The organism is Micromonospora sp. NPDC047740 (genome assembly GCF_043204735.1).
In the GTDB taxonomy this organism is placed as follows: domain Bacteria; phylum Actinomycetota; class Actinomycetes; order Mycobacteriales; family Micromonosporaceae; genus Micromonospora.
The window spans coordinates 18,618-34,573 of sequence record NZ_JBIDCT010000037.1 but is presented as its reverse complement, the minus strand read 5'-3'; the positions used below and the strand labels follow the sequence as shown (position 1 = coordinate 34,573).

The 15,956-nt window shown below is 70.0% G+C and carries 13 protein-coding genes and 3 pseudogenes; 6 read left to right on the top strand and 10 right to left on the bottom strand.

Translation table 11 applies throughout. The features are described from left to right. On the top strand, nucleotides 1–276 hold a 276-nt coding region (locus tag ACGF4F_RS36520), incomplete at its 5' end, for an ArsR/SmtB family transcription factor (RefSeq protein ID WP_393084927.1). Between the two features lie 138 nt (nucleotides 277–414). Here ACGF4F_RS36520 and ACGF4F_RS36515 read toward each other — a convergent pair. From ACGF4F_RS36515 to ACGF4F_RS36490, 6 genes and pseudogenes are all read right to left on the bottom strand, one after another. Then, nucleotides 415–720 (bottom strand): annotated as a pseudogene (locus ACGF4F_RS36515) (flavoprotein); the annotation flags it as partial. A gap of 323 nt (nucleotides 721–1,043) precedes the next feature. Further along, nucleotides 1,044–1,541, bottom strand: a complete 498-nt coding sequence (locus tag ACGF4F_RS36510; RefSeq protein WP_357446858.1) for an N-acetyltransferase family protein — start codon at nucleotides 1,539–1,541, stop codon at nucleotides 1,044–1,046. Then, a pseudogene (locus tag ACGF4F_RS36505) lies at nucleotides 1,541–1,720 on the bottom strand (ArsR/SmtB family transcription factor); the annotation flags it as partial. The gene ACGF4F_RS36510 and the pseudogene ACGF4F_RS36505, both read right to left, overlap by 1 nt. A gap of 140 nt (nucleotides 1,721–1,860) precedes the next feature. Further along, nucleotides 1,861–3,123 carry an LVIVD repeat-containing protein gene (locus tag ACGF4F_RS36500; protein WP_393084924.1) on the bottom strand — a complete coding sequence of 421 codons (1,263 nt, stop codon included), beginning with the start codon at nucleotides 3,121–3,123 and terminating at the stop codon, nucleotides 1,861–1,863. A 194-nt stretch (nucleotides 3,124–3,317) separates the two neighbouring features. Further along, the gene (locus tag ACGF4F_RS36495; RefSeq protein WP_357446851.1) at nucleotides 3,318–3,833 is read right to left on the bottom strand and encodes a SigE family RNA polymerase sigma factor; all 516 of its coding nucleotides are present in this window, start codon (nucleotides 3,831–3,833) and stop codon (nucleotides 3,318–3,320) included. 71 nt (nucleotides 3,834–3,904) lie between these two features. Then, nucleotides 3,905–4,504: a permease-like cell division protein FtsX gene (locus ACGF4F_RS36490; protein ID WP_357446848.1), complete on the bottom strand. Its 600-nt coding sequence runs from the start codon at nucleotides 4,502–4,504 to the stop codon at nucleotides 3,905–3,907. Between the two features lie 468 nt (nucleotides 4,505–4,972). Between ACGF4F_RS36490 and ACGF4F_RS36485 the strand changes: the two genes are divergently transcribed. Next, nucleotides 4,973–5,428 carry a hypothetical protein gene (locus tag ACGF4F_RS36485; RefSeq protein ID WP_393084921.1) on the top strand — a complete coding sequence of 152 codons (456 nt, stop codon included), beginning with the start codon at nucleotides 4,973–4,975 and terminating at the stop codon, nucleotides 5,426–5,428. 104 nt (nucleotides 5,429–5,532) lie between these two features. Here ACGF4F_RS36485 and ACGF4F_RS36480 read toward each other — a convergent pair whose 3' ends face one another. Continuing rightward, on the bottom strand, nucleotides 5,533–6,414 hold the full coding sequence (locus ACGF4F_RS36480; protein ID WP_393084918.1) for a LysR family transcriptional regulator: 882 nt from the start codon (nucleotides 6,412–6,414) through the stop codon (nucleotides 5,533–5,535). A gap of 69 nt (nucleotides 6,415–6,483) precedes the next feature. On the opposite strand from ACGF4F_RS36480, the pseudogene ACGF4F_RS36475 reads away from it, so the two are divergent. Next, nucleotides 6,484–7,344: pseudogene (locus ACGF4F_RS36475) on the top strand (DMT family transporter); the annotation flags it as partial. Between the two features lie 116 nt (nucleotides 7,345–7,460). Here the strand turns inward: ACGF4F_RS36475 and ACGF4F_RS36470 are convergent. The 3 genes from ACGF4F_RS36470 to ACGF4F_RS36460 all read right to left on the bottom strand — a co-directional run bounded on the left by ACGF4F_RS36470 (nucleotide 7,461) and on the right by ACGF4F_RS36460 (nucleotide 12,940). Continuing rightward, complete coding sequence (locus ACGF4F_RS36470; protein ID WP_393084915.1) at nucleotides 7,461–8,117, bottom strand: maleylpyruvate isomerase N-terminal domain-containing protein; 657 nt, start codon at nucleotides 8,115–8,117, stop codon at nucleotides 7,461–7,463. Nucleotides 8,118–8,302: 185 nt separating this feature from the next. Then, nucleotides 8,303–11,740: a phosphocholine-specific phospholipase C gene (locus ACGF4F_RS36465; RefSeq protein ID WP_393084912.1), complete on the bottom strand. Its 3,438-nt coding sequence runs from the start codon at nucleotides 11,738–11,740 to the stop codon at nucleotides 8,303–8,305. Between the two features lie 216 nt (nucleotides 11,741–11,956). Continuing rightward, the gene (locus ACGF4F_RS36460; RefSeq protein ID WP_357446833.1) at nucleotides 11,957–12,940 is read right to left on the bottom strand and encodes a hypothetical protein; all 984 of its coding nucleotides are present in this window, start codon (nucleotides 12,938–12,940) and stop codon (nucleotides 11,957–11,959) included. Between the two features lie 529 nt (nucleotides 12,941–13,469). On the opposite strand from ACGF4F_RS36460, the gene ACGF4F_RS36455 reads away from it, so the two are divergent. The 3 genes from ACGF4F_RS36455 (at nucleotide 13,470) to ACGF4F_RS36445 (ending at nucleotide 15,826) form a co-directional block, all read left to right on the top strand. Beyond that, the gene (locus ACGF4F_RS36455; RefSeq protein ID WP_393084909.1) at nucleotides 13,470–14,126 is read left to right on the top strand and encodes a YeeE/YedE family protein; all 657 of its coding nucleotides are present in this window, start codon (nucleotides 13,470–13,472) and stop codon (nucleotides 14,124–14,126) included. After that, nucleotides 14,126–14,542 carry a YeeE/YedE thiosulfate transporter family protein gene (locus ACGF4F_RS36450; protein ID WP_357446827.1) on the top strand — a complete coding sequence of 139 codons (417 nt, stop codon included), beginning with the start codon at nucleotides 14,126–14,128 and terminating at the stop codon, nucleotides 14,540–14,542. Before ACGF4F_RS36455 ends, ACGF4F_RS36450 begins: the two co-directional genes overlap by 1 nt. Nucleotides 14,543–14,665: 123 nt before the next feature. Further along, a complete protein-coding gene (locus tag ACGF4F_RS36445) occupies nucleotides 14,666–15,826 on the top strand; it encodes an alkaline phosphatase PhoX (RefSeq protein WP_357446824.1) in 1,161 nt (386 codons plus the stop codon). The last annotated feature ends 130 nt before the right edge of the window (nucleotides 15,827–15,956 follow it).

Here is a 15,956-nt window from a genome sequence, read left to right as displayed (position 1 = left end):
GTGCTGAAGGCATTCGCCGACCCGGCCCGACTGCGGCTGCTCAGCCTGATCCAGTCCGCCCCGGAGGGCGAGGCGTCCGTAAGTGACCTCACCGCCCCGCTCGGTCTCTCCCAGCCGACCGTGAGTCATCACCTTCGGATCCTCACCGAGGCCGGCCTGCTCGAACGCGAGAAACGCGGCGTCTGGGCGTACTACCGGGTGGTACCGTCCGCGATCGCGGCGATAGCCGACCTGTTGACCCCACCCCGCAAGCGGCCGACGAAGAGGACTCGCTGAGGGCCGCTGCCGAGCACCACGCGCCTCGTAGCGGACGGGCAGGATGATCCGGCCGCTCGCCTCGTGGCGTTCTTTCGCGTGCGCCACCGGGGTGCCCGCCGACGGTGGGGTCGGCGGGCGTCATCGTGGAGGTGGTCATTAGCTGGCGCAGCAGCCGCTGGTCGGGGTGTCGAGGCTGATCAGGTTCAGCGGTGCGGACAGCAGGCCGCCGGAGCTTCCGGTGGCGAGGCCCTTGCCGACCGGCTCGGGGCTGGTGCCGCAGCAGCTGTCGGTGCCGGAGGAGTCGGCGGCGTTGCTGCTGCGGACACCGGTCTCGGGCAAATCGAGCTGGACGTCGCGGGCGGCGGTCCAGTCGCCCGCGAGGGCGGCGACGACGGAGCGGACCTGCTCGTAGCCGGTGGCCATGAGAAAGGTGGGCACCCGGCCGTAGCTCTTCGACTCCACGGTGCCGTCGGCGTGGCGGACGACGACCGCGACGCGCCCGCCGGCCGGGGTGATCGCGTGGACGGAGGAGCCGGTGAGCAGGCGGATGCGGCCGGCGTCGACGTGGTCGCGCAGGCGCGAGCCGGGCACCCCCGCCGGGAGGCGGCTGATCGCGTCCATGCGGACGCCGTAGCGCAGGTGGGGCTTGAGCTGCGGCAGCTCGGCGAGCGGCGGCAGGTAGTCGGCGCCGAGGTCGGCGCCGGTGGGCAGCGCCTCGAGGTCGGAGGCGACCCAGCCCGCGTCGTCGAGCAGGTAGGCCGCCGGTCCACGGCGGCGGTCGAGTGTCAGGTGATGGTGGGGCTGCGGCGTTCGAGGAGGATGACGTCGCGCCAGTGGCCGTGGTGGCGTCCGACGCGTTCGCGGGTGCCGATGACCCGGAACCCGGCGCGCTGGTGCAGGGCGAGGCTGGCGGCGTTCTCGGGGAAGACGCCGGACTGGATGGTCCAGATGCCGGCGGCCTCGGTCGACGTGATCAGGGTTCCCAGGAGCAGTCGGCCGGCGCCGCGCCCCTGGGCGGCGGGGTCGATGTAGACGGAATGCTCGACCACGCCCGCGTAGACGGCGCGGGTCGAGGTGGGTGAGACGGCGACCCAGCCGACGACGGCGTCGTCTGCGTCGATGGCTACGAACCGGTGTTCGGCCAACCTGCCGGCGTCGAACGCCGCCCAGGTCGGCGCGGTGGTCTCGAAGCTGGCGTTGCCGCTGTCGAGGCCGGCCTGGTAGATGGCGAGGACCCGGTCGGCGTCGTCCGCCGTCATGGGGCGGACGGTGACGTCGGCCATCAGCAGCCTCCCTTCGGCTGCGTAGCCGGGCGACCCATCACCACGTCGGCGGCCGACGGGAAGCAGCCAGTGGACCGGGTCAGCCCGACTGCGGTGACGATCTCGCCGACGCTCATCGGCCGGGCGTGCCGGGCGAGGTACTCGACGATCTGCACCCGGGTCGGGTCCGCGAGGGCCCGAGCACTCCTTCTTCGCCGATTGGGATGAAAGTCTAGCGGGTCTGGTCGCGCATACGCCGACCGGGCGTCGGCGCGGTTGGACAGTACGACACGAAAGCGGGCGGGCACCGTTCGCGCCCGCCCGCTTCTTCGCAGGTGTGTCAGTTGAGCAGGAACGTCTGGGTCTGCGGGTTGAGCATCGGCAACTTCCTGGCGCCGGCGGTCTCGCGGCCGCTGTACCGGATCACGTCCACACCTCGGGAGATGTCGTTGGCGACGATCAGGCCGTTGTACCAGTAGGTCGACCACTGGTTGGACTGCATGTCGTAGTAGCCGATCTCCTTCGGGTTGCGCGGGTCGGTCAGGTCAACCACCGAGGTTCCCGAGCCGTACGCGGAGGAGACCAGGATGTTGCGGCCGGCGACCGGCACGTAGTTGAAGTTGTGGTAGGTGTTCGGCTCGGCACGCGGGATGCGCAGGTGGCTCAACGGGACGCTCGGGTTGTCGACCGCGTAGGTCCAGAGCGCCCCGTACGGCTCCTGCGCGGGCCCGAAGTACTCGTCGCCGAAGGTGACGTACTTCCCGTCGTGGGTGAACGCCGCGCTGTGCCAGATGTCCACGTCCGGTGTGTCGATGTTGGCGATCACGCGCGGGGCCAGGGGGTTGCTGATGTCCCACAGCTGGCCCTGGGACAGGCATGCCGCGGCGGCGAGCTTGCGCGGGGTCAGGACCTGGATGTCGTGGCAGGCGAAGAAGTCGCCGGACGCGCCGGACATGAGGTCGATCCCCTTGACGGTGGGCTCGGCGACGACCTTCGCGGCGAGGCCGGCGGCGTCGTCGCCACCCGGCACGTCGATCACCGAGATCCGCTCGAACGGGGCCTGGCAGTCCGGCCCGATGTTGCTGGCGCTCAGCGGGTACGACGCGACGTAGAGGTAGGTGCCGCCGTCCTCACGCGGCACGAGGGTGTGGGTGTGCGAGCCGCAGTCGGTACGGATCGCCTGCAGGAACCGCGGCGCCCTCGGGTCGCTGACGTCGAAGACGCGGACCCCTTCCCATGCGCCGGGGGTGGACGCGGTGACGTTACGGGATCCCTCGCAGCCTGGCGTGCTCTGCGGCGTGTCCACGGACAGGAACAGCAATCCGCCCCAGACCGAGACGTCGCCCTGGGGACCGTTGCAGTGCACGTCGGCCAACTCGACCGGCGCTCCCGGCTCGGAGATGTCGATGATCCGGAAGCCGCCGTAGTGGCCGGCGAAGACGAGGTTGCCGGAGAAGGCGAGGTCGGAGTTGACGCCACCGGTGTGCGCGGCGGTGGAGAGCAGGTGCATGTTACGGCTGTAGCCGTCGGCCGGGCTGCTGGGCGGGGGCGGTGGAACGGACCCGTCGTCCCACGGCTCGTGGGCCTGGGCAGGAGATGCCATCACGGCAAGAAGGACCGCCGCACCGGCGACGGCGAGTGATCGGATTCGGGAAGGTGTACGCACGGCGCTCCCTCACGTCGGACGTGTCGCCGCATGACGCGATCACGCAGGTGAAGATCAGCCTCTCAAATATTTCCATCTCTCGCCATCCCTGGGATCGGCGCGAGACGGACGGCCAGGCTGGCCGCGGGCCGTCAGGTCCGTACGAAGTCCTCGCCGAGCAGTGCCCGCAGTCTGTTCAGTGCACGGGCGTTCTGAGTCTTCACCACTGACACCGATACGTTGAGGATGCCGGCCACTGTTTCGACGCTCTGATCCTCCCAATGGCGGAGCACCAGGATGGCCTGGTCGCGGATGGGCAGGGCGGCCAGGGCCTGCAGCAGGGCGACGTGCAGTTCCACGGTGTCGTCGGGCCGTCGGTGCGCCGCCTCGGGCAGTTCGGCGAGCACGAGTTCGGCGTGGCTGCGCCGCTTCTTCTGGTCGAAGACGGCGTTCATCAGGACGCGGCGGCTGTACGCCTCGAGATTTGTGGCGTGTCGGATTCTGCCCCACGCCGCGTACATCTTCGCGAAGGTGATCTGGGTCAGGTCCTGTGCGAGATGCCAGTCCCGGCACATCAAGTAGGCGGTACGCCGCAGCCTCGGCGCGGTGGCCTCCACGAACGCGGTGAACTCCGCCTGCCGAGCGGTTTGCTCACGCCGTCGGGCCACGCCCCACCGGGCCACGAGACCGTGCCTGGCGTCAGGGAGTGATCCCGCGGGGTCGGTCCGGGCATCCGCCATCACCTGGCCGCCCAGGCGTTCGTGCCGGGCGGGCATTCGCTGCCGACGACTTCGTCGACCCCGGGCATACGCTCGACGCGAGCCGCCAGGTTGACGTACTGCGACCGCCCGGCCAGCTTGATCCGGAACGACTCCGGCAGCTGGCTGGCTTTGACGGCGCCGACGAGTTGCGGCGCGTCCTCGAATATCTTTCGATACCTGATCAGGGCCTGTTCGCGGCTTTCGTACATCATGGTGCGGACCGCCGGATCGACGTGCAGCATGCTTGCCACCGCGCTGCGCTGTTGATCGGTGATGTCTGCGGTGAGGAAGAGCGAAACATCCGTTGAAGTGTCCTGGACCGGAGACTCGCACGCCGGGTTCACCAGCATCGCAAACCCTGCTGGCACCGTCGCCGGTGGCGCCGAACGCTCCGCCGGTGTCGCCACGTTCACCGCCCCCAACGCCGCGACGGTGGCCACGCCCGCCGCCACCAACCGGTGTCGGCGGCGGCGAAGGTTGGTACCGGTGGCCATGGCCTGGCCGGCCAGGTCACCCGGCGGCGGCTCGGGCTCGTCAGCCAGGGCGCGGGCGAAGAGTAGCCGCAGGTTCTGATCCAAGGTTCACTCCCGTGCTGTGGCGGACTCCACTCTGATGACTGGTTGGGACACCGGATCGGTCACATCGACAGAGCGGACGCTGCCGTTGCTGCCTGCCGCCGGCCGGTCGAGACGCTCTCATCGGCTTCTTCCTGCTGTTGTAGGGAAAGCCCGCACCGAAGACCATCAGCCGCCTGCACACCCGGCCGTCGGAGTTCGTATCGGCCGGGGCCAAGAAAGTACCTGTCCGCCCCGCAGGTCCGCGCCCTACGGAACACGGCCCGCCCGCGCGACATCGTCGGCCGTCCCAACGGGCAACTGGCGCGAGCCTCGGGATCGCCGGTGACAGGCGAGAGCAGCGACGTCTCACACCACTCCCCGCCATCCGTCGACCTCGTGCGGATCAGCTGCGGACCGCTCACCGTCAGGAGACGGGCAGACGTGACCGCAGCGTCCGCCTCACCCCCGACGGCTTGGCAGACTGACCGCGTGACAGACGAGCACGGCCGTGACGGTCAACTGCCCCGGACACCAACTCTGAAAATCGCGAGGCAGTTGGCGCAGGAGTTGGCAGGGGTGGCGACTGTGGAGGTCGACACCATCGAGGGCGGGATAACGGTGGACGTCACACCAGAAAACCCCGATGCTCGTGCCTTCGGATGGACGGACTTCTCCGATGAACTCATCCTCGGGGTCGGTGACTACGGCGGCCGATGGGAACTGGAAGCCGGCCCTGAAGACGTCGCCCTGCTCGAGGACATCGCCCGCTCAGTGATCGCCGGCAGGGTCCGGGAGGTGCTCGCTCCGGGCCGCTCGGCCGTCTCGGTCACACTCGCCGATGGATCAGTGGAGACCGAGATCGGAGGCGAAGCGCCTGCCGGCTGCCTACCGCTACCCTTCTGGCGGCGTTGGTCCCGCAGCGTCCAGTACGCGCCGTACAGGTAACCCGGCGTGAGCGGTCTTCGCCAACCTGTGTGATCATCGGTCGAGATCTGGCAGTGCCAGGCAGTTCCAAATGGGCCCTTCGGCAAAGGCGGCGGCGCGCTCCGCTACGCGGGGCGGTCCTGCCGGGGTTGGCCGGACCGGTAGGTCTCGCAGGCCAGGTTGACGAGTTCGGTGAGCTGGGCGGGTGGGTCGTCCTTCCACCACGCCAGCCAGACCGGTATCGGCTGGGCGTCGCGGACGGCGCGGTACGCCACCCCGGGTCTGGGATTCTGGTTGGCGGTGGCCTCGGCGGTGATGCCGACCGCCTGGCCGGCGGCGATGAGGGTGAGCCACTCGTCGACGCCGTGGGTGGTGCGGATGGTCGTGGGTTCGGCACCAGGCGGGAACAGGGCGGTTGTGGTGGTGCCGGTCCGGCTGTCGATGGCGACGGGGTACCTGGCCAGGTCGGCGGTGCGTACCGATCGTCGCCGGGCCAGCGGGTTGTCGGTGGCCACGGCGGCGTAGCGGGCCTCCACGCCGAGTAGCGCCGTGTCGAAACGGGGATCGGCCAGGTGCCGGCGGATCACGGCGACGTCGGCGGTGCCTTCGCTGAGCCCGGCGGTCGGGGTGTTGGACTGGACGAACACCAGCGGCACCTGGGGGTGGGCGGCGGCCCACGTCTTCTGCAGCCGTCTGGTGTGTTTGCCCAGCGCCGCCCAGGCATAGCCGACGCGCAGCTCGGTGCGGGACTCCTCGACGATCCGTTGCAGGTGGGCGACCTCGTCGAGTACCCGGCGGGCGGCGGCGACGACGCGGGTGCCGGTGGGGGTGAGCGAGACGTGCCGGGTCGTTCGCTGGAGCAGGCGAGCGCCGAGCGCCGCCTCCAAGGCGCTGACGGAACGTGAGACCGCCGCCTGGGAGACGCCCAGGACAGCCGCCGCGTCGGTGAAGGTGCCGACGTCGACCACCGCGACGAGGGTACGGAGCTGACGCAGCTGCACATCCATACGCCAAGCGTATAACTCTGGCGGCTAGTGCATTTCTCGTATCAGTCGGTGCGGGTCGACACTGCCTTCATGACCGTGAAGACGGCAGGTGAAGTTGCTGCTCAGGGCCTCTGTCAACCGGCTGGAGCCGACCGTGGGCCGCTGCTGCGCGGGATCGTCACAATGACCGGAAGTGCGGCGAGCAGCCAGGTCGGGGCGGCCCTGGGTGCGCACGCGTTCGCCGCCCTCGGGCCCGCCGGGGTCGTCGCCGTGCGGCAGTTCGTCGCGGCGGCAGTGCTCCTGCCGGCCGTACGCCCGAACCTGCGCCGCTTCACCTGGGCGCAATGGTGGCCGACCCTGCTGCTCGGGCTGGTCTTCGCCACGATGAACCTCAGTCTCTACACCGCGATCGACCGGGTCGGGCTCGGTCTGGCCGTCACCCTGGAGTTCCTCGGCCCGCTCGCCGTCGCCCTGGCCGGTTCCCGAACCCGGCTCGACCTGCTCTGCGCGGCGGGCGCCTGCGTCGGCGTGTACGTTCTGGTCCTACCGGGTCCGGCCAGCAACTACCTCGGAGTGGGGCTCGGCCTGCTCGCGGCGGCGTGTTGGGCGGCGTACATCCTGCTCAACCGGCTCGTCGGGGCCCGCCTGCCGGGGTTGCAGGCACCGGCGGCGGCAACCCTGGTGTCTGCGCTGCTCTACCTGCCGGTCGCGGCGATCCTGCTCGCGCAGGGACGACTGGCCGGTACCGCGATCCTCTACGCCGTCGGTGCGGGCGTCCTCAGCTCGGTGGTGCCCTACGCCGCCGACCTGGTCGCGCTGCGTACCGTGCCGGCCCGCTTCTTCGGCGTGTTCATGAGCATCCACCCGGTGCTGGCCGCGCTGGCCGGCCTCGCCCTCCTCGGCCAGGTCCTGGAACCGCACGAGTGGCTCGGCATAGCCATCGTCGTGTCGGCCAACGCCCTGGCCGTCCAGACCGCCTCGATCGCCAAGCCGCGCCACGGCGCGACGCCCCGTGCCCGGGCCGCTCTGGATCGAGTTACGGCGGGAGGGATCATCCGAAGGCCGGCTCAGCCGAGGATGAACGGGAGCTTCGCGACCAGCTCGCCCAGTTCGACCTTTTCCGCGTCGGTCGGCGCGCGGCGTCCGGTGCCGACGAGCAGCGCATCCCGGTCGGAGAAGGACGCGGGGAACGAGGCCCCGGCGATCTTTTCCAGCAGCTCGCGTGACCAGGCGAGCCCCTCGGCGGGCGGGTCCGCCGCGCCCGGGAGATGCGCGGTCAGGTCGAGGTGGTGCAGCGTCCACTCCAGGACGTAAGCGGACAGGTAGTCCTCCACGGTGAGGACCTCGCCACGCGTGCCGACCCGGACCGCCGGGTCGGCGAGTTCGGCGGCGCGTCCGGCGGCGGAGCCGACGTCGTCGAGGTGGAACTTCAGCAGCCCCGGATCCTCGTAGGCGGCGGCCAGGCGGACGATCAGCGCGTCGAGCGGGTCGTCGCCGGTCGGCGGCGTTTCGGCGACGTCCCAGTAGGACGCCGCGTTCCGGGTCGGTTCCGTTTCGGCGGGGGTCACGAGGGTGATCAGGACGTCCTGAGCGTCGATGATCAGGTGGCAGACCAGGTCCCGCACGAGCCAGCCGGTACAGCCGGACGGCTGTGCGAAGTCCTCGTCCGGGAGTTCGGCGACCGCCGTGCGCAACGCTGCCCAAGAGCGTGAGAAGAGATCCACTGCGGCACGGTATTGCCGGACCGGGGCGATGTCGAGGGCGACACCGTCGGGCGAGCAGGTGCCGCCGGCGCTCAGGCCAGGAGGCGGGCCCGCCGTACCGGCCGGCCCGCCTCCTGGCCGGCACCGCGGCTCCGCGCGGGGACGATCATGCGTCCCCGCGCGGGGGCGGTCAGGCCGCCGGCCGGTCAGGCGTCCGCGATCGGGCTGGTGCCCAGGCGGACGTTGTCGATCGCCCAGTACCAGTTGTTGCCCGCATTGAAGATCCGAAAGTTGACCTTCGCCGACGTGGCCCCGGCCGGGACGGGGCAGGAGAGCCGGACGAGCCGGTTCTCCTGGTCCTGGCCCTGGTTGGTGTTCCCGGAGGTGGCGCTGCTGTAGCGCAGCAGCTGGACCTTGTCGCCGGTGTCGAACTGGACGGTGACCTCGGCCTCCTGCGGGCTCTCCTGCCGGTAGTGGGAGTCGAAGCCCAGGTGGAGGGTGGAGGTACCCGATGGGATGGCCACCGCCGGGGTGGTCAGGGTCGAGTCGAACCGACCCCGGCCGGACGGGCTGCCGGTGTCGTCCCAGTCGTCGGGGTCGGCGACCGCGACGACGCCGAGAGAGCGGCTGAAGTTGGGGCGGTTCTGCCCGCCGGGGAACCAGAACTGCTTGGACAGGAAGGTCCAGCCCTGCAGTTCCCGGGTGCCCTGCGGCATGGCCGGCGCGTTGGTGACCGTCCAGCCCTCGGGGGTGGTCCGGGTCCAGCCGAGCAGGCCGGGCCGGCTGAGGTCGGCCGCCGGGGCGAGCGCGGGGACGACGGACTCGAAGTCCTCCGCGAGCAGGTAGCCGGTCATGACCGGCCCGGTCCTGGCGGCCAGGGACGCCGTCGCCTGCTGGACGCTGCCGCTCAGGTTCGCCATGACGGTCGCCTTGAGGCTGCCGGAGACGCGCGCCGCCGAGGCGGGCGCGACGACGTCCCACTCCAGCCGGGCGGAGGAGCGGGCCGGAACGGCCGTCGGCGCGTCGCCCCTGGGGGTGGCGGTCCAGCCCGTCGGGAGGGCCAGCGTGGCGGCCAGGTTGGTAAGCAGGGTGGCGCCGGCATTGGTGACGGTGGCGGTCAGGGTGACCGGCCTGCCCGGCGAGATCACTGTGCCGTCGGTGCCGGGCGAACTCGCCGGACCGGTCAGCGAGACGCTCGTCGCCGGGGCGACCCGGGTGCGGACCCGTGTGTCGGCGAGCCTCAGCAGGCCGTTGCCGTCGCCGTGGGCGGCGACCACCAGGCTGCCTGCGGTGGCGTTCGGGGCGGGCGTGACGGTGAAGCGCACCTCGGCCGTGTCGCCGGCGGCAACCACCGTCGGCGCCGCGGCGGTCCGTTCGACCGTCCAGCCGGAGGGGGCGAGCAGGGCGACCGAGAGCCGGTCGAGCTTGGCGTCGGCCTGGTTCCGCACGGTGACGACGACATCGGCCGGGCTGCCCTGCGCGAACGGCGTGTCCAGGGAGGGCAGCGGCTCCGGCAGGGTGATCGTCGCGGCCAGCGCCGGGGCGACACCGGTCGCCGGGTCGGTGACGCCGGGCCTGCCGTCGGCCAGGCGGCCGGTCATCCGGCGCAGGAACGCCGGGTCCTCCTGGTCGACGACCACGACGTCGTACCAGCCGTGGTCGGGGAGGTGGATCGGCACGGTCTGGGTCTCGCCGGGCGCGAGGGTGACGGTCTGGACATGGTCGCCGGGGTTGCGCGGGTAGACCGACTCGCCGACGAGGAGTGTGCGGGTGGCGGTGGAGGGGTTGGCGCACCGGACCTTCACCTGGCCGGGGACGGCCTGCTCGACCAGGTACGCCTCGGCGCCCACACCGGTGCCGCGCAGCTCCCAGACGGACCAGCCGGGGCCAGTGACCTGCAGGTCGTAGCCGTCGGCGTCGTACCCGACGGTGTTGTCGGCGGTCCCGCCTGCGGCGACGGTCCACGCGCGCGGCGCGGTGCCGTCACCCGGGTAGGCGGTGAACGTCGCGGCGGTGGTGCCCGCGTTGCCGAGCCGGAGGCGGACGCCGGAGCCCGTGACGTCGGCCCGCAGGGACAGCCGGTACGGCGAGGGTCGCGTCGGGCGGGTGCCGGCCTCCTGCGCCGGGAGCGACTGCTTCTTCGGCGGTACGGGGTTCCAGCGGCCGACCGCCGACGGCACCGGGCCGGGCTGCTCCAACTTGGGCTGCGCGTATCCGCGGTTGAAGTCGAAGGCGGAGGTCAGGTCGCCGAACACGCTGCGGCGCCAGGCGCTGATGTTGGGCTCCTGGACACCGGTCCACTTCTCCAGGAACCGGATGACCGAGGTGTGGTCGAACGCTTCCGAGCAGACGAAACCGCCCACCGTCCACGGTGAGATGACAGTCATCGGCACCCGCGGGCCGGGGCCGATGGGGAGGCCGTTGAACCAGTCGTCGCTGTTGCCGGAGTCCGGCCGGGGCTCGACCGGGGCCGGCACGTGGTCGAAGTAGCCGTCGTTCTCGTCGAAGTTGATGAACAGGGCCGTCTTCGACCAGGTCTTCGGGTCGCTCGCGATGGCGTCGAGAACGTCGTAGATGAGGTTGGCGCTGCCGACCGGGGTGGAGGAGCTGGGGTGCTCGGAGAGCGCCGCCGTCGGAACCAGCCAACTCACCTTCGGCAGCGTGCCGTTCTTGATGTCGGTTCGGATGCGCTGGACGAGGGTGTTCGGCTCGGAGCGGTAGGCGCCCCGCATGAACAGCCGACGTTCCGCTTCGGTCAGCGCGTCGACACCCTGCTGGAACTGGGCCAGTGCGGCCTTCCGCTGGTCCGCGGTCTTGCCCCACAGGCTGTCGTAGAACTGCTCGGTGGTCGAGTACTGGCCGCTGACCTTGGCGAGGATCTTCCGGCCGATCTCCTTCCAGGGCCGGAAGTACTCCACCGCGTTGTCGGTGAAGTTGTCCCACTCCTGGTAGATCTGCCAGGAGACGCCAGCGGCCTCCAACCGCTCGGGGTACGTCGTCCAGTCGTAGCCCGCGTGGGTGTAGGAGTAGGCGGCGTTGGTGACCGCCCGGTTGACGCCGTCCGGCTCGTAGCCGGTCGTGCCGGTCCACAGGTAGTTGCGGTTGGGGTTGGTCGAGCCGTAGACCGAGCAGAAGTAGGCGTCGCAGATGGTGAAACGGTCGGCCAGTTCGTATTGGAGAGGGATGTCGCGCCGGTCGTAGAAGGCCATGGTGCTCTGGCCCTTGGCCGCGATCCAGTCGTTCCACCAGCCGTTCGCCCGGGCCTGGTTGGCGTCGGAGAAGCCGTGCGGGAGCGCACCGAGGTACTGGATGTCGCTCTCGCGGCGGCCGGCGTCGACCGCCGCCTGCCGGGCCGAGAACGGCAGGACCTTGCCACCACCGGACCGCGGCTGCTCGAAGGCGGTGGCCCCGGTGGGCAGACGCAGCGGCGTACGGTCGCCGAAGCCGCGCACGCCCTTGAGGGTGCCGTAGTAGTTGTCGAAGGAACGGTTCTCCTGCATCAGGATGATGACGTGTTCAATCGCATCCATACCGCCGGGAGGCAGCGGCGCGGCCATCGCCTTGAGCAGTGACGGGGGCAGAAAGGAAAGGGCGGCGCCACCGGCGACGGCGCCGAGAAGCCTGCGGCGGGAGATGTCAGACATGGTGCGGAGAGTAGGTCGCTCCGGTAGCACGAGGTAACCCTTGAGTGACGAGTCTTCGTTGACTGTTCAAGCATCAACGTGGAATGTTCCATCGGCTGTATCGCCACGTTCTCCGTCGCACCCGTTCTTCGTCGCCCATGCCGCAGCGGCACGGCCGAGAACGGAACCGGCCGCCGGACGCGAGGTCCGACGGCCGGTTCCCGAGTGGCGCGGAGGTCAGCTGGTGAAGCGGATCTTGTCCCGGCGACGGCGCAGCGCCATCAGCAGGACACCGCCGCCGATCAGCGCGAGGCCGGTGAGCGAGATGCTCGTGGCAGCCACACCGGTGATCGGCAGGCCGCCCTCGGTACCGCCGCCACCGGTGCCGCCACCCACGGATGAACCCGGGGCACCCGGGGTGCCGGAAGGAATCTCGGAGGGGTTCTCCGAACCGCCCGGGGTCGACGGGTTCGGCGATGGCGACTCCGAGGAGGCGCACGGCTTCAGCCAGAACACCTTGTGCTTGCCGTCGGCCGACTTGCCGCCGATCAGCTCCACGTCGAGCTTGATGTGGTAGCCCTGCTGCTTCTGCGTGAGGCCGGACAGGTCGAGGTCGTTGGCGGAGAGCCGGATGACCTCGTCGTGGTCGTTCTCCGCGCCAGAGGCCGGATCGTTGCTGATCAGCACGTTCTGCCGAGACCAGACGATCTTGTCCTTCGGCGTGCTCGACGGCGGCTGCGCCCAGAGGGTGAGGTTCGCCTTCTGGTTCTCGTCGAAGTTGAAGAACTCGAGCTCGAACTCGCAGGTGACGTGTGGCTCGTTGTCGACCTTGTCTGAGAAGGGCATCCCGTCGATCTTCACGGTGCCGTTGTCGCCCGGCGGGTTGTGCGGGTTGCCGGTGGCCCAGGCCGGGGCGGCAATCCCGAGCAGGGCCGTGGCGGCGGCTGCGGTGAGGGCCGCGCGCGCCACGCGCCGACGCTGTCGCATGAGGAATCCTCCGAAAGTGGTAGAGGGGACGGCACATGATCGCACACCCGGCAGGACCGTCGATATTGAATGTTCCGGGTTGCGACGACGTGGTCGAAGGCGGAGGCCGAGGAGGGCCACCTCCAAGGGGTTCGGGTGCAGACGTCCGACTGCGCCGCGGCCGGAGTCGGGCGCGACCCGGCCGTTGATCAGCGGCGTTTTGCCATGATCACCCCCGGATCGCCGTTTGTCCATACGGTATGTATGCTCGCTGACCGAGACCTACCCCTCCAACTCATGCCAACCCGCCCATTCACCCCGGGTGACGCTGGCCAGATCGGAGCGACATGGCCTGCTCACACGTGCGGGAATGCCCCCTCTTCCCACTGCTCAACGCAAGCTTGCGCGACTGGCGGAGCTACTACTGCGACAGTGCGGAGGGTTGGCGGACGTGTGCTCGGTACAAGCTGTCCCGGACGGGGCGGCTCGTGCCGATCACGCTCCTGCCGAATGGAGTCGACGCGTCACACCTGAGACGCACTCCCGCCGCCGGCGGGTCAGGCCCGGCCGGTCCGCCACAGGCGCCGTCACGGTTCGATCCGGGGCCCCCGCAGCGGTTCGAGCCGGTACCGGTCCGGGAGTCCAACGAGGTACCGGCAGCTCAAGGCGTCAACCCCGGGTCACCCGCACCGGGTCCGCACCCTTCCGAAATGCCATCGACCCCACCGGCGCCTCGGCGGGCTCGTTGGTGGACCCGCCTCTCAGAATGGATCGCAGGTTCCGCATGAACGAATACTGGCCCTGGTGGGCCGGGGCTGTCGGGCTCGCCCTCACCACCATCAACTACGCCGTCACGACCGATCGATCCTTCGGGGTGTCCGGTGCCTGGGACCGGGTGCTGCACTGGCGCGCCGAACGCCGTGTCGAACGGGTGAACGCCCAGTTCGCTGACGAACGGGTCCTCACCGAGGCTCTCGCCGCAGCCGCCGCCGACCAGTTCGGAGCCGGTTCCGCCGCACCTGCCGCGCGTCGCGCGCCGCACGGCGACGCGCGGACCTCGGAACAGGACGGGCGACCGCGAGCGGCGGCGAGTCCCGCACTGGCGAGCCTGCTGCCGGCACCCCTGATCAGCCAGGTCGCCCTGCTCCTGTCGGTCTTCGTCGGCGGCTGGGTGGCGGCGGTTACCACCGGCCGGTTCCAGCTCCGGCTCGACATGGGCGCCGCCTTCGCCCAGATCGTGACCGACAAACCGATCGCGATGATCGGCGCGCTGTTCGTCGGCGGTGTGCTCGTCGGCTTCGGCACCCGTCTCGCCGGAGGGTGCAGCAGCGGTCACGGGCTCAATGGCTGTGGTCGGCTACAGCCGGTCAGCATCGTCGCGACTGCCGTCTTCTTCGGCACCGGCGTCCTCGTGTCGTTCCTGCTGTGGAAGGTGATCTGATGCGCACCCGGGGTGGGATCCTCGTCGCCAACATCATCGCTGGTCTGGCGCTCGGCTACACCGTCGCGAACATCGGGTTCGGTGACTACGCCGAGTTGAACCGCATGTTCACCTTCCAGGAGCTTCGCATGCTCCTGGCCTTCGCCGGCGCCGTAGCGATCATCGTGGTGGTATTCGCCGTATTGCGCGTCCGCCGCACCCCGGGGCGCATCCATGCCGGCGTGATCCCCGGCGCAGTGCTCTTCGGCACCGGCTGGGCGATCTCGGGTGGCTGTCCGGCAATCCCGATCGTGCAGGTCGCCAGCGGGTACCTCCCCGCCTTGGTCACGATCGCCGGCATTGTCGTCGGCATCCGGCTCTGCCGCTGGGCCAACGCGCGGTACTTCCACCTCGACAGCGGATCCTGCGAGCGGTAATCGAACCCGAGGGGGGTGTGTCTACCGATCGCCAAGCGGTCGCCGCGCATCGTTCACCTCACGCTTCGCCGCTGGATAGAAAACCACCACTATGTTCTCGGTACCCGATATCGAGGAGGGTTCATGGATCGGCGCACACTACTGAGGGCGACGGTGGCCGGAGCGGGTGGTCTGGTACTGCCATTCACGGCGTGGTCCACGGCGTACGCGGCACCGGCACAGAACGCCGCCAGCCCCTACGGTCCGCTGCAAGCCGCCGACGCCAACGGCATCCAACTACCGGCTGGCTTCACCAGCCAGGTCATTGCCCGGTCCGGCCAGGTGGTGCCCGGCACATCGTACGTCTGGCACAGCGCGCCGGACGGTGGTGCCGTGATCCCGAACGGCAGCGGCTGGATCTACGTGTCCAACGCCGAGACCAGCGCCACGTCGGGCGGCGGCGCGTCGATGATCTCGTTCAACTCCAGCGGCCAGATCACCGGCGCCTCCCGCATCCTGTCCGGCACCAACAACAACTGTGCCGGCGGCAAGACCCCGTGGAACACCTGGCTGTCCTGTGAAGAGATCAGCCTCGGCCGGGTTTGGGAGACCTACCCCCTGGGTGGTGCGGCCGTCGTACGACCGGCCATGGGCCGGTTCAAGCACGAGGCCGCCGCCGCCGACCCGGTCCGTAAGGTCATCTACCTGACCGAGGACGAGACCGACGGTCGGTTCTACCGGTTCGTCCCGACCACCTGGGGTGACCTCTCCGCCGGCACCCTGCAGGTCCTCGTGGCCGGCACCGCAACGTCCGGCACGTTCACCTGGGCCACCGTCCCCGACCCGGACGGGTCGCCCACGGTCACCCGCAGGCAGGTCTCCGGCGCCAAGGTTTTCAACGGCGGGGAGGGTTGCCACTACGCCAACGACACCGTCTGGTTCACCACCAAGGGCGACAACCGGGTCTGGCAGGTCAACCTCGCCAACAACACCTACGAGCTGGCCTACGACGACAACCTGGTCAACCCGGGCCCGGCCCCGCTCACCGGTGTCGACAACGTCACCGGCTCGACGTTCGGAGACCTCTACGTCGCCGAGGACGGCGGCAACATGGAGATCTGCATGATCACCCCGGACGACACGATCTCGGTGTTCCTGCGGATCAACGGACAGAGCTCGTCGGAAATCACCGGCCCCGCCTTCACCCACGCCGGCGACCGGCTCTACTTCTCGTCCCAGCGCGGCACGACGGGATCCTCGACCGGCGGCATCACCTACTGCGTGACCGGGCCCTTCCGTACCTGACCCCCGACCCGCATGGATTAGCCTGGCCCGCCCCATCCGTGGGGCGGGCCAGTCGGGGCTGTCTCGCCAACGGTGTTTCCAGCGATTGGTTAGTGGGTTTCAGCGGACGAGAAGCGGTCGCTGAGGGTAT